Source organism: Halorubrum halophilum (genome assembly GCF_000739595.1).
In the GTDB taxonomy this organism is placed as follows: domain Archaea; phylum Halobacteriota; class Halobacteria; order Halobacteriales; family Haloferacaceae; genus Halorubrum; species Halorubrum halophilum.
This window is the reverse complement of sequence record NZ_BBJP01000035.1, coordinates 24,375-35,851: the sequence shown is the minus strand read 5'-3', so window position 1 is coordinate 35,851 and position 11,477 is coordinate 24,375. Positions and strand designations below refer to the sequence as shown.

The following is an 11,477-nucleotide window of genomic DNA, read 5'->3' as shown; positions in this document are numbered from 1 at the left end:
GCAAGCCGCTATCCAACTACATTGGGCGTTCCGCTGTTGTAGAAACTGAATTCGACGAGCCCCACTACTTTGCTTCATATCTCATCCGCTTCCGTATTCCTAACATAGGCGACCTTCCACAGTGGGTGAACTTAGTGTGGAATAGTCCACAAATACGTGAAAAGGTATTACAGAAGTCCTCGACATCAGCTGGACAATATAATCTTAGTCAAAAGAAGGTTCTCGATTTTGAAATCCCATTACCACCATTAGAAGAACAGACCAAAATTATTTCAAGAATAGATGAGTTACTCTCTAAGTTGGATTTCGGATTCAATGAACTGCAAAACGCACAATTTCGTTTAGAACAGTATCGACGATCAGTTTTACACAGTGCGGTATCAGGAGAGACAACGAAAGAATGGAGAGAGAGTAGTAACCTAGAACCGGCATCTAGTACACTACAAGCATCCAACACTCACTACAATATTCCGGACACCTGGGTCGAGGCAAAATTAAGCAATATATGTAATAAAATAACAGATGGAACACACAATTCCCCAGATAATTATGATTCTGGCGACTATATGTATATCACATCAAAGAATCTTAGCGGTGGAGAGCTAGATACCACAGATGTAACATATGTTTCAGAAGAGGATCATAAGGAGATTTACTCAAGATGTGACCCAGAAGAGGGAGATGTCCTGTATATTAAAGACGGGGTGAATACTGGTATCGCCGTTTATAATCATATTGAGAATGAATTTTCTCTTCTCTCTAGTGTCGCTCTACTTAAACCTGGAGAACAGGTAGACCCTCACTATCTAAAATATTGTCTGAACAGCCCTGTAGTTCGAAATCAAATGGTTAAACAGAAGGGTGGAGTAGCCATTCGGAGACTAACTCTCTCAAAGATCAATGAGTCCACGATACCACTCCCACCAATTGAGGAACAGCGACTAATCGTTGAGAGGATCGATAGAAAATTGTCAGTAGTAGATAATTTACGAGCGAACACTGATGACAATTTAGAACGCGCCGATAGACTCAGAATGTCTATAATCAATAAGGCAATCAAGGGAGAATTAATTTCACAAAAATCTGTGAGACATACATCTGATGAGGAAATTGAACTGAGCGAATCAGAGAGTGAAAAACCAGGATTACAAGGGCAACTAACCCTATCAGACATTACAGAAGATGTCTAATAATGCAAATCAGTTAGTAGATAAACTGTGGAACTACTGTGACGTACTTCGTGATGATGGCGTGAGTTACGGCGACTACGTGGAGCAACTCACCTATCTCCTCTTCCTGAAGATGGACGAAGAGATGACTGAGATCGGCTTCCAGGAAGAGTCACAGGTCCCCGAGGAGTACAACTGGGAGAGTCTCGTCGCCAAGGACGGCGAAGAGTTGGAGAGCCACTACCGTACAGCACTTCAGGAACTCGGGAATCAGGGCGGCCTACTGAGTGTCATCTTCAGTAAGGCCCAGAACCGAATTCAGGACCCAGCTAAGTTGCGTCGTCTCGTCCTCATGATCGACGACGAGAACTGGTCCGGGATGGACGTCGACGTGAAGGGCGAGATTTACGAGGGCCTGCTCCAGAAGAACGCCGAAGACGTGAAAAGCGGCGCTGGTCAATACTTTACGCCGCGGCCACTCATCCAAGGTATTGTTGAGGCGGTCCAGCCTGAGCCGGACCAGACCATCTCTGACCCTGCCAGCGGGACAGGCGGGTTCTTCCTTTCTGCACACGATTACATTACCGAGAACTATCAACTCGATAAGCAACAAAAAGAATTCCTCCAGCATGACGCTTTCAAAGGCTGGGAAATCGTCGACAACACGGCGCGACTCTGCGTAATGAATCTTTACCTCCACGGGATCAACGGCGAGAAGAGCCCCATCGTCGTCGACGACAGCCTGCGCTCAGATCCGGGAGACCGCTTTGACCTGATCCTGACTAACCCGCCATTCGGTAAGAAGAGTAGTGTGACGGTGATGAGCTCCGAGGGTGAGGCAGTCAAGGAGTCGCTTACCTACGAGCGGGACGACTTCTGGGCGACCACCTCGAACAAGCAGCTGAACTTCCTCCAGCACGTGAAAACGCTCCTCAACATCGGCGGCACCGCTGCTGTCGTTGTCCCGGACAACGTGCTGTTCGAGGGTGGAGCCGGAGAGACTGTTCGCCGCAAACTCCTGAACCAATTCGATGTTCACACGATGTTGCGACTCCCGACGGGTATCTTCTACGCCCAAGGTGTGAAAGCCAACGTACTCTTTTTCGATGCGAAACCTGCGCAGGCGGACCCATGGACGGAGGACCTCTGGATCTACGACCTGCGGACGAACAAGCACTTCACGCGGAAACGCGATCCACTCACGTTCGATGACCTGACGGGCTTCATCGACTGCTACAACCCCGAAAACCGCCATGAGCGCGAGGAGACTGAGCGGTTCAAGTCGTACTCTTACGAGGAATTGATCGAACGCGACAAAGCCAACCTGGACATTTTCTGGCTGAAAGACGATAGTCTGGAAGATGTCGAGGACTTGCCGGAACCAGAGGTATTGGCAGCCGATATTACGGAGAACTTGGAAGCTGCAATTGACCAGTTCTCACAGATACGAGACGACTTCCAGCAGTAATTGATAGAGTAAAACATCGTGGTAGAAATCGTCAACGTCGTCGGGTCAGGGTCACTGAAAACAGAGTTCGATTTAGAGAGAGTCGCTGCCGACATCGGTTCCATCGCTGAGTACGACCCCGACAAGTATCCCGGTATGTATCTGCGATTTGGGGAGGACGCCCCGCTCATCACTGTCTACCGAACTGGAAAATACATCGTAACTGGGGCAGATTCAGAGGAGGGGGCGCATGAGATACGAGAACGTTTTCTCAACCTCCTTGCTGACAACGAGATGATTGCGGAGCCTGATGATGAGTGGTTCCGAATTCAGAATCTAGTCTGTACAGCAGAGCTGGGGGAATCGCTGAATCTCAACGCGCTTGTAATTGGCCTTGGTTTCGAATCCACGGAATACGAACCTGAACAGTTCCCCGGCTTGATTTACCGGCCGTCCGATGCTGATAGTGTCGTTCTACTCTTCGCATCTGGTCGTGTCGTAATTACGGGCAGCCCAGACCTCGATACGGCGGAGGAGACGTTCGCCGCGTTACAAGACGAAGTGACGGACCTCCTTGCCGTCGACTAAGGGACAGACCAAGAGACATCGACGAGACGCGGTTCTTTGGCGAGGGCTAAGGGATACATCGGACTGTACCTCGACCCGCAGAGAAACGCATCTCTTGACAAAAATGACCTAGTCGGAGAACCGGTTTCGCTCTGTAAACGCGAATCTCCGGTATGCTCTAAGCCAAAATCCCGGAATAGCGGTATGAGACGTTTGGCGTATTTTCAATCCTGCTCTAAGCTGTGAGTTGGCAGGACGATCAGCACATCAGGATCACAGTCGAACGGACTCGGGAGTTCGTCGACAAAGGCTCGCACGAATCCCGTAGTTCCCGGCTCGACGATCACCTCACCATCTGCGTGAACCGTTTCACCGTCTACATTTTCGTAGGTCGTGGGGACGATCACAGGAACGCCCTCCTCTAGATACTCCTGTGAGACACGCCTGAGCGTCTCACTCTCTGTGTTTAGGTTCCCGTCCGTATCTATCCTCCCGACGACCTCACCCCGCTCATGATTGATTATCTCGACCTCTACGACCTCGTGTGCTTTGTTGCTCGCGTGCTCTTCTGCCGCCTCGGCGATCGCCCGTCCAAAGTCCTCGTCCATCCATTGGGCTATCTCGGCAGCGTCAGCATCAGGAGGCGGGCGTTCTGGTTGGTTTGAGTCGTCCATGGTAGTGTATCGTTCCTGAACGGATTTAGTTGCGGGTGGCAGTTCACTCATCGCCTCCGAGCGCCCACAGTGCCATATCGAGCGTTCGGAGACTAACATCGTACTCGTTCGCTATCGCCCAACACGATCCAAGATACAGTAAGTAATCGTCAACAGAGGGGTCATCAGGCATCTCGTCGGGCAAGTATCCGCTCTCGTGTAGGACACTCCATGCCTTCCAGTCGAGCACGGTGAAGCGATCGGGGTTCATAAACAAGAGAAACGCAGAACCCATCCGTTCAGCGACACCGGATATCTCGATCAGATGTGAGAGTTTCTCACCTGGTGAAGAGGCAGCGACCGACTTCTCAATTTGAGAGGTGACAAACGTCTCGTCGTTTGAATTGAAGTCATCGAGAACCTTTCCGACAAATGGTGAGCCGGTCATTTTCCAGCGCACAATCCACTCTAGATCTTCCCACGTCCACGTACCTTCCTCGAACGCCTTCGGTAGCGTTTCGAGTCGCTCCATCTCTTCGGCATACTGATCCTCGTCTTTCTCGTAGGCGGCTTCCTGCTGTTTGAGTACACGCCGGCCTAATTCCATTTGATCGACGATACATCTCTATCAACTTAGCATTAACCACAAAATTCTGTGTTTGTAGAACTGTCTTTTACTGTCGTTAGACACGTTTTGACACCTTCTGAAACAGTTAAAACCAGTATCTCACTGTTAGATGCGACCACGGGTTGACTGGATGACACAGGCTGATGAACGGGTGCTTGAGTTTCTACATGACAAGGAGATCGTCGCTTCTCCAAGCGTCATTGCCGCGAATATCGACTACACACAGGAATACCTCTCTCGTCGTTGCCGAAAGCTGACTGACGCAGGACTGTTACAACGCGTCGACGCATCAAACTACCGCGTTACTGACCTCGGGGAACGGTTCCTCGCAGGAGACCTCACGGCGGAGGAACTGGAACATACTGAGGATCACTTAGAGTGAGATACTATGACTGACCGCTCCAAAATCGAGCAACAGGTACAGGATCTCAAACCGGGAGATACTATCTACGTAAATACGAACAGAGATATTCAGAACCGCGAGTTTCATGTGAGGGAGGTAGAACCCGCCGAGCTACACGTTCGAGACGAAAGCAAGCATTATCGAGTATATGTGAGGGGAACTGGTAATTCACGAGGTATAGGAGCGTACGTCATTAATCTTGACCGACCGGAGTGGTCAAGACGAATCAGCGATCATAATCCGCCTGAACTATTTTATATTGAGGATGAGAACCTTCCAGCCGGTAGAGGCGAGTCCACAGAAGGGTCAATAACAAACATCAGACGACAGCCATCGTAACTGTTACTCAATCAACACACTTTCCAAGACATTATCCACAGTATACGGTTAAGTTAGATATCATTGAGATTCTCTTCGAACACTGGATAGTAGACGTATGGATTCCCCGGTCGCATGGTATCCTTCTCCCGTGTGAGTATATCGTAGTCGCGTAATTCTTCTAGCGCCTTTCGTGTCTGCTCTCGGGATACGTCTACAGTCTCGTTCTCGGTGATCTCGTTGACTGTTGCGGGATACAGTTCAAACGTAGCGTCGAGAACCTTGCCCGAAGTTACTTGACTGACTTCAGGTCGCGGCCCACGTCCTGACCATGGAGGGGTGTATGTGTCATTGTAGTCAGGTAGCTGGGTTGTGCCCTTACGGTAGCTGTCATCGTCACGGACGAGCCATTTCCGGAGTTCATTCCAGTCCGTCTTCGGATATCGCCCACAAGCGAGGGTCATCAGCTGACCGACAACCTGAGCGTTGCGCTCAAAAAACCAACCAAGATGATATGCGAGTTCGGCCTCAGCTTGAGATCGGTCGTTATGACCTGCGTCAGAGTATCGTCCTTCCCAGAGTGCTTTCCGCTGATCCTTCGTGAGAAACGCTTGTAGCCGTGTGTCGAGTTTTCCAAACGGCGCGTCTACATCATCAACAGATGCTACCTCTGGTGAGCCAGTCGGAACCATTGTTGATGATTTCGATTCCTGCGTGGTCTGCTCCGGTAGTGACGATGTGGAGATTTGTGCGAGGGGACGGTCTTCAAGCACGATATAGCGCCCAGCGTCGTCGTCAGAACAGTTGTGCCAGTTCTTCGAACACGAGTCGAGTTCTGAACCAGGGCCGACAACGTATTGATTGTCAGCGCGGACTTCGCCCCACTCAGATCGAGTGTTACTCATCAGGTCACTAACTGCGTAGTACCTATGCTCGCCTCCGTGCGGGGTTTCGACGGTGAACGTCGGTGGTAAGGATGTAACCCAGTCGGGGGCAAGCTGATCGTCATCGTAATCGTCGATATCAATGATGACCAGCCCGTCGCCAGCCATCACCCCGTAGTTGCTGTCGAGTTCTGCGACCGAGTATTGGTGTGCGGGGTCTGTATGGTTGACACGACTCTCTTTCGTGCCGTCGCGTAACGGTACGAATCGCTCTACGTCCAGTCCAGCGGTTGCCAACTGATTCCGAAGAGCTGTCTGTGGTTCAGTCTGTACTGTCGTTCCAGTACCAGAGCCGTGCGCTGTATGGTCTTGGCTCGATACCTTCCTAGGGTCGGAGTCCGTATTGTGATTTGTCCGGGTCATTGTCTTGGTGTACATGGCTCGGAAACCCGCTGCCCGCAGATCTACTGTCCATGTTACCTCGCCTCGTGCTCGATTTGCTGGCTCACAGCGAGCATCGAAGCGGGGTCAAGTCTTAATCGAGCGTCACCTCGCCAGATGAGTCTCGGTTGATACTATCGAGAATATACAGCAGTAGGTCATCGTAACTCTCTCCGCCACGCTTGAGTGCGCACAATTGGGCCTTCGTTGAGTCTTCCAGTGCGATCGTCGTTCGAGACATATATTGTATAGATTCTAGATAGCAAAAAACAGGCCGAGAGAATGGTATTTACAGTTCTCGTGTCGCTTCCTCGTACGCTAAGACCGACTCCAGAACATCCGCAAGCGCCTCATTCACGCCCGTAGGGGTGGTAAATGAGACCGCTTCGCTGATCTGAGCGTACGACCGATTTGTTACTAATTGTTTAGACACTTGGGGGTGCATTTTAACATCCCCACCGTCTGCGTAGAATGGATAGAAGCACTCGATATGATCAGCAACGTGTTGTGCCTGATTGAGAGTGATCTGATTGTCTCTGGCACACAACTTCTCCACAACTTCATTTCGCGAGAGAATTTCTGGAACCAGTTCATCTGTGTCGGCCAAGATATCACTACTAAGAATACTGACCCAATTACAGTGATCTCCGGTCACATCTGGTTCAGATATGTAGTAATCCCAAGTCAGGTTGTCGAGATTGATCTGAACACGAAACAGTTGGCCGCATTCTGCGGCTTTGTCGACAAATGTCTCACCGAATTCCTGACTAAAGCCGTATTTGTTACTGACAGCCAGGGCTAACGTATCTCGCTGTAGAGGGGGTTCAGTTGACCCGGCAACTCGCTCAAACAAGCCCTGCCAATCTGTTTGGAGCCACGGATCGCGGCCGAATTTCTCTACTGTACTTCCGTCGTCGGAGTGGATTTCATTCATCTCTTTCTCCTGTGGAGTCTTCCAGCCTAGCGACCATCTCGCAACAAACACATCGAGACTCCACGCATGAGGGTCAGAGAGTACCTATTGTGAATCTCACGTGCTAAAATAGCCCCACGTTTAGGGCGAAGAATTTATATACGAGTGGTCAGGCCGACAACTTTACTCAGTTCTTCCAAACACCCGTCTCCACACCCATTATTAAATAGCTCAAACCTATTCTAACGTGGATAATTAACGTCTAAGCAATGGCTCACCTGTGCTGATAGAGTATAGGACCCGATATGCTCGATCGTCAGACGGACTATTCTGCTAAGATCTCCGGTAAGCAGAGCGACGACAAAAATTCGATTCTGCTAAGACCGCTTCGACAGAAAGAAGGAGAATATCTATCTCTGTATTTTCACAATTTCCGGAATAGAAACGCTATCAAAAAAGTTAGTAGCATCTTTTCCGAGCGCCATGGCATGCCTGACTACTGCCAACGGTGTGGTTCAGAGCTTGCTGACGACGCTTCGTACTGTCCCGAGTGTGGCTCTACAGTTGGAGATGTCCATGAACCAGACACAACCGACAAAGAGATCTCGACAGACGGCGATTCGTGGGACTGGTCAAATCCCCGAGGACCGTTTCAGTCACCACGACAGGCGCTTGGGACACTGAACATGATCGGGTTCGTTTCGATGCTCGTCGCCATCGGTCTCAACGCGGTTGGTCTGCCTATCACCGTGCTCCCTCACCCACTACCCATCGCCATGTTCGTCTTCTGGTTCGGGATACTTGTCGTCGGTTTACCGTTATGGGGACTCCTACATATCGTTGACAACGTTCTTGGGTTCCACAAGGTCGAATAATCCTGATCGCAGAGACGACAGCAGCCTCGTCGCTCTCGCAATATCGGAGATATCTGTTACATCGTAGGCACCGGTATCACAAACAGGGACAGCGTGCGGTCTCTTTACGCAGAGACAAAAGCAAGGACACCGAGGAGCCGGACTGAAACACCGCGTACCTGGATTCAATTAGTTTCACCACGGTCAGACAAGTATTATATTGATAGTCAGAAATCACGAGGTATGTGGATTGAACTGCTCCCTCCAGTTGTCATTGAGAATTTGAATGTGATTGCGCTGATACTGCTCGGATTACTCGTTGAGAAGCAGTATATCAGTAGACCGGCTATCTGGGCGAACGTCGCAGCGATCAACATCCACTTGTACGAATATCCGTATGTCAGCGAGTGGCTCACCTGGTATGCGAATATCGGGATTCTCTTCGCTGGACTAGCACTCTTTACATACGAATTCGATGAATCTCTTCCAAACTGGTACTACACGGCGGCTTGGGCGTATTCATCAATTCCTGTCGCTGCCCTCGCATACCTGACGTGGAGCGGCGCGCTCTGAGTAAGTTCTTGAGACAGACAACCCCTACTTCTTAGACGAAGACACTCAGTCGTCTCCGCGGTTTAGAGTCTATCCGATAGAACACAGGCACCTTGCCCATCGACTGTCTTCACGACCGCGTCTCTGTCGTCTCCGCAAAATGCTCTACGAGAGGAGGTCTACAGATCAAGCGACTTGATACACTCGAGATATTCTTGTCGGGCGTCGTTTCGATCAACCCTTGTGTAGACATCCATCGTTCGATTATTAGCGTCACCGCGGATGTGCTGTAAAATGTGGTCCTTCATTCCCTCATTCCGCATTAACGTCGTGAACACCGTCCGAAACGTGTGAGGAGTGAACTTACGGTGAAAGCGCGTCTCTCCTTCATCCATTACGCCTGCTTTGACCGCAGCGTCTCGGACAGCCCGCTGGACCTGCGTCGTGTTCACTCGGTTTCCACGGACGCTGAGAAACAGATAGTTAGAGTCGGCGTCCGGTCGGATGAGTTGATACCGCTTGATGGCGTGCTTGACCTCGTTATCAACAGGAACGACAGTCTGACTGCCACCTTTCCGCTCACGAAGTCGAATGAATCCCTCGTCGAGCATCAGGTCATCGCGTTCGATTTCGAGCGCCTCCCGAATCCGGCATCCAGTTTTTGCGAGAATGACGGCGATCGCCTTGTTCCGTGGTTCAGCGATGTTGTGGATGATTTTCTTTGCGCTCTCCCACGTCGCACAGTCGGGACGCTCGCGGTACTTTTGTGGGATCTCTTCGAGGACGACTGCTGCGGGGTTGCCGGTGATATTCTCGAACCGAGGGCGCTTCATCGCCCACCCGAAGAACGAGGACAGCGATTCGAGGTATCTACGCTTCGTGTTTTGGGAGAGATCGCGGGCAGCGAGTGCGCCGACGTAGTCCTCGATATGGCGCACCTCAACGTCTTGCGGTGCGAGGTCGGGAAACTCCTCGTGGAAGAACGACTTCAGCGTCCGCGAATAGGCGTTTAGAGTGCGACGACTGCGACCCATTGCCTCCTTACGCTCGATGAAGTCGTTGACCGCGTCGTGCTCGTTCTCGTAAATCTTCTCGCGAGTCTCGCCCGTCATGCCTCGACCGCCTCCTCGTCAGCAGTGTTGTGGGCGAGTCGCCAGCCGTAGCCCTGCTTGTACTCGACCTTGTTCTCCTCCGCGAGGTCGAACAACTGATCCTCAACCGCATCTTTCACGATGCCCGTGAGAACACCGCTATCCGTGACTTGGTGGAGTACCTTATTCAGGGGTTGGTAGTTCTCAGTGAGGAACGTCGTCACGAACTCTTCGTGAGCGATTTCGATCTCCCCGGGGTCCGAGTTCTGCGCGTTTTCGAGCTCGTCCTGTAACTGCTCGACTTGTAATTGTAGTTCTTCGACCTTCGACTCGTTCTGACTGTAGGCGAGAAACCCCTCTTGACGAGCAGCGCGAGCCTCTTGTATCAGTTCGTATAGGTACTTCGATCGACTCCCGTAGCCTTGCTCTTCAGCCTCCTCCATCCACTCCTCAGCGTGCTTGCGACTCGGATAGATGGCGACGTAGGTCGTCTCTTCGGACAAGCCGACCTCGGTTTCCCATGCCGTCTGCTGTGGCTCTTCGCCAGTCATTCGTGTCTCACAACAGACAATTACGACTGGACGCTCCTAGGCCTATGGATAGTAACGATGGATGTGACGACCAAATGACTTCTATTATCAGAAGTCGAATTTTCAGAAGTAGTTTGATATGCTAGAAGATAGCTCGTTACATTATGAATCAACGACAAGAAAATATGTGTAGCCCCTTCGGAGGTCCGAGTGAACAGAATGGCACTTCTGGCCTTGGTTTGAGGACGGCACAACAAATACACGACTTCATCAAGTTGGGTCTGGCGAGTATGGGCCTACCTCTGTGTCATCAACACATTTCAGGTTGGATCAATAAGTAAGATGTCTGAAAAGTCCGATTATTTAGAAAAAGATCCGATTCCTTTGACAGATTCTGATATTGATCCAAAGGTGGAGATAGTTCGAGAGTTTCAGCCAAATGAGCTGGGGGCTCGTGGGAGGGCCCAGTATTTCTATCATAATGAGGGTAACAACCTACCAGTCCGAGATGTAACAAATACGCAGGGGGAAGGGAATAAGCCAGAACCGTGTATTGAAAGAAAAGCTGAAAACTACTGTACTGGATGTATAAATTGGAACATATCGTCATTCGCAAACGATGACGATGAACGCTATTTATTTTTATTCACGCGAGTGAGAAACAGCAGCTTACAACAGAATGGGGAGCAGTTCTATATCGGATACATCGATAAGCGTCGGAAACTGGGTATAAATGGTCGAACTGCTGTCCAAGGCCTGATCAAACTCGTATCTTTCGAGGACGCATGCCCGCTGTCATTGGTCGGTTCACCAGATACACTGAATCAGAAAAGATTGAATGAGGAGAAGACACAGAAGGTTCTATCCTACCTGAATGATGCCGAGAACATCTATCACGACTGTATTGAAGAAGTTGAAAGACTTGAGAAGAAAGTCGGACGAGCGCGCCTATGGGAGGATAGAGCTGTGCCCCCCGAGACAGATGGTCCCCTTAATGAAGAATCGAGCGGGTGTTAACTAATTCAGC

At 50.5% G+C, this 11,477-nt stretch carries 13 protein-coding genes; 7 read left to right on the top strand and 6 right to left on the bottom strand.

Annotation, left to right across the window (positions count from 1 at the left end; all coding sequences use genetic code 11):
- The 3 genes from ACP96_RS17785 to ACP96_RS11825 form a co-directional block, all read left to right on the top strand.
- Nucleotides 1-1,190, top strand: a 1,190-nt coding sequence (locus tag ACP96_RS17785; protein ID WP_154020462.1) for a restriction endonuclease subunit S, incomplete at its 5' end; no start/stop codon positions are given.
- Nucleotides 1,183-2,637: a type I restriction-modification system subunit M gene (locus tag ACP96_RS11830; RefSeq protein ID WP_050033453.1), complete on the top strand. Its 1,455-nt coding sequence runs from the start codon at nt 1,183-1,185 to the stop codon at nt 2,635-2,637. The genes ACP96_RS17785 and ACP96_RS11830, both read left to right, overlap by 8 nt.
- Nucleotides 2,638-2,655: 18 nt before the next feature.
- Complete coding sequence (locus ACP96_RS11825) at nt 2,656-3,204, top strand: TATA-box-binding protein (protein WP_050033452.1); 549 nt, start codon at nt 2,656-2,658, stop codon at nt 3,202-3,204.
- Between the two features lie 203 nt (nt 3,205-3,407).
- Here the strand turns inward: ACP96_RS11825 and ACP96_RS11820 are convergent, their stop codons facing one another.
- Both ACP96_RS11820 and ACP96_RS11815 read right to left on the bottom strand, forming a co-directional pair.
- On the bottom strand, nt 3,408-3,857 hold the full coding sequence (locus ACP96_RS11820; protein WP_050033451.1) for a hypothetical protein: 450 nt from the start codon (nt 3,855-3,857) through the stop codon (nt 3,408-3,410).
- 43 nt (nt 3,858-3,900) lie between these two features.
- A complete protein-coding gene (locus ACP96_RS11815) occupies nt 3,901-4,443 on the bottom strand; it encodes a hypothetical protein (RefSeq protein WP_050033450.1) in 543 nt (180 codons plus the stop codon).
- 130 nt (nt 4,444-4,573) lie between these two features.
- On the opposite strand from ACP96_RS11815, the gene ACP96_RS11810 reads away from it, so the two are divergent.
- The gene (locus ACP96_RS11810; RefSeq protein ID WP_050033449.1) at nt 4,574-4,846 is read left to right on the top strand and encodes a helix-turn-helix domain-containing protein; all 273 of its coding nucleotides are present in this window, start codon (nt 4,574-4,576) and stop codon (nt 4,844-4,846) included.
- A 413-nt stretch (nt 4,847-5,259) separates the two neighbouring features.
- Here ACP96_RS11810 and ACP96_RS17780 read toward each other — a convergent pair whose 3' ends face one another.
- Together ACP96_RS17780 and ACP96_RS18710 are read right to left on the bottom strand one after the other, a co-directional pair.
- Nucleotides 5,260-6,507 (bottom strand): bifunctional DNA primase/polymerase, encoded by a 1,248-nt coding sequence (locus tag ACP96_RS17780; protein WP_082222520.1) that lies wholly within the window; start codon nt 6,505-6,507, stop codon nt 5,260-5,262.
- Between the two features lie 292 nt (nt 6,508-6,799).
- A complete protein-coding gene (locus ACP96_RS18710; RefSeq protein ID WP_154020461.1) occupies nt 6,800-7,444 on the bottom strand; it encodes a hypothetical protein in 645 nt (214 codons plus the stop codon).
- A gap of 467 nt (nt 7,445-7,911) precedes the next feature.
- On the opposite strand from ACP96_RS18710, the gene ACP96_RS17775 reads away from it, so the two are divergent.
- The gene (locus ACP96_RS17775; protein WP_161785359.1) at nt 7,912-8,298 is read left to right on the top strand and encodes a zinc ribbon domain-containing protein; all 387 of its coding nucleotides are present in this window, start codon (nt 7,912-7,914) and stop codon (nt 8,296-8,298) included.
- A gap of 222 nt (nt 8,299-8,520) precedes the next feature.
- The gene (locus ACP96_RS11795; RefSeq protein ID WP_050033446.1) at nt 8,521-8,850 is read left to right on the top strand and encodes a hypothetical protein; all 330 of its coding nucleotides are present in this window, start codon (nt 8,521-8,523) and stop codon (nt 8,848-8,850) included.
- Nucleotides 8,851-9,008: 158 nt separating this feature from the next.
- Here ACP96_RS11795 and ACP96_RS11790 read toward each other — a convergent pair whose 3' ends face one another.
- Nucleotides 9,009-9,941 (bottom strand): tyrosine-type recombinase/integrase, encoded by a 933-nt coding sequence (locus tag ACP96_RS11790; RefSeq protein WP_050033445.1) that lies wholly within the window; start codon nt 9,939-9,941, stop codon nt 9,009-9,011.
- Nucleotides 9,938-10,471, bottom strand: a complete 534-nt coding sequence (locus tag ACP96_RS11785) for a hypothetical protein (protein WP_050033444.1) — start codon at nt 10,469-10,471, stop codon at nt 9,938-9,940. The genes ACP96_RS11790 and ACP96_RS11785 overlap by 4 nt, the downstream gene beginning before the upstream one ends.
- Nucleotides 10,472-10,792: 321 nt before the next feature.
- On the opposite strand from ACP96_RS11785, the gene ACP96_RS18705 reads away from it, so the two are divergent.
- The gene (locus ACP96_RS18705) at nt 10,793-11,467 is read left to right on the top strand and encodes a hypothetical protein (protein ID WP_154020460.1); all 675 of its coding nucleotides are present in this window, start codon (nt 10,793-10,795) and stop codon (nt 11,465-11,467) included.
- The last annotated feature ends 10 nt before the right edge of the window (nt 11,468-11,477 follow it).

Coding starts and splice junctions, on each gene's coding strand:
- ACP96_RS11830 (WP_050033453.1), top strand. CDS start 1,183: ATGTCTAATAATGCAAATCAGTTAGTAGATAAACTGTGGAACTACTGT.
- ACP96_RS11820 (WP_050033451.1), bottom strand. CDS start 3,857: ATGGACGACTCAAACCAACCAGAACGCCCGCCTCCTGATGCTGACGCT.
- ACP96_RS11815 (WP_050033450.1), bottom strand. CDS start 4,443: ATGGAATTAGGCCGGCGTGTACTCAAACAGCAGGAAGCCGCCTACGAG.
- ACP96_RS11810 (WP_050033449.1), top strand. CDS start 4,574: ATGCGACCACGGGTTGACTGGATGACACAGGCTGATGAACGGGTGCTT.
- ACP96_RS17780 (WP_082222520.1), bottom strand. CDS start 6,507: ATGTACACCAAGACAATGACCCGGACAAATCACAATACGGACTCCGAC.
- ACP96_RS18710 (WP_154020461.1), bottom strand. CDS start 7,444: ATGAATGAAATCCACTCCGACGACGGAAGTACAGTAGAGAAATTCGGC.
- ACP96_RS17775 (WP_161785359.1), top strand. CDS start 7,912: ATGCCTGACTACTGCCAACGGTGTGGTTCAGAGCTTGCTGACGACGCT.
- ACP96_RS11795 (WP_050033446.1), top strand. CDS start 8,521: ATGTGGATTGAACTGCTCCCTCCAGTTGTCATTGAGAATTTGAATGTG.
- ACP96_RS11790 (WP_050033445.1), bottom strand. CDS start 9,941: ATGACGGGCGAGACTCGCGAGAAGATTTACGAGAACGAGCACGACGCG.
- ACP96_RS11785 (WP_050033444.1), bottom strand. CDS start 10,471: ATGACTGGCGAAGAGCCACAGCAGACGGCATGGGAAACCGAGGTCGGC.
- ACP96_RS18705 (WP_154020460.1), top strand. CDS start 10,793: ATGTCTGAAAAGTCCGATTATTTAGAAAAAGATCCGATTCCTTTGACA.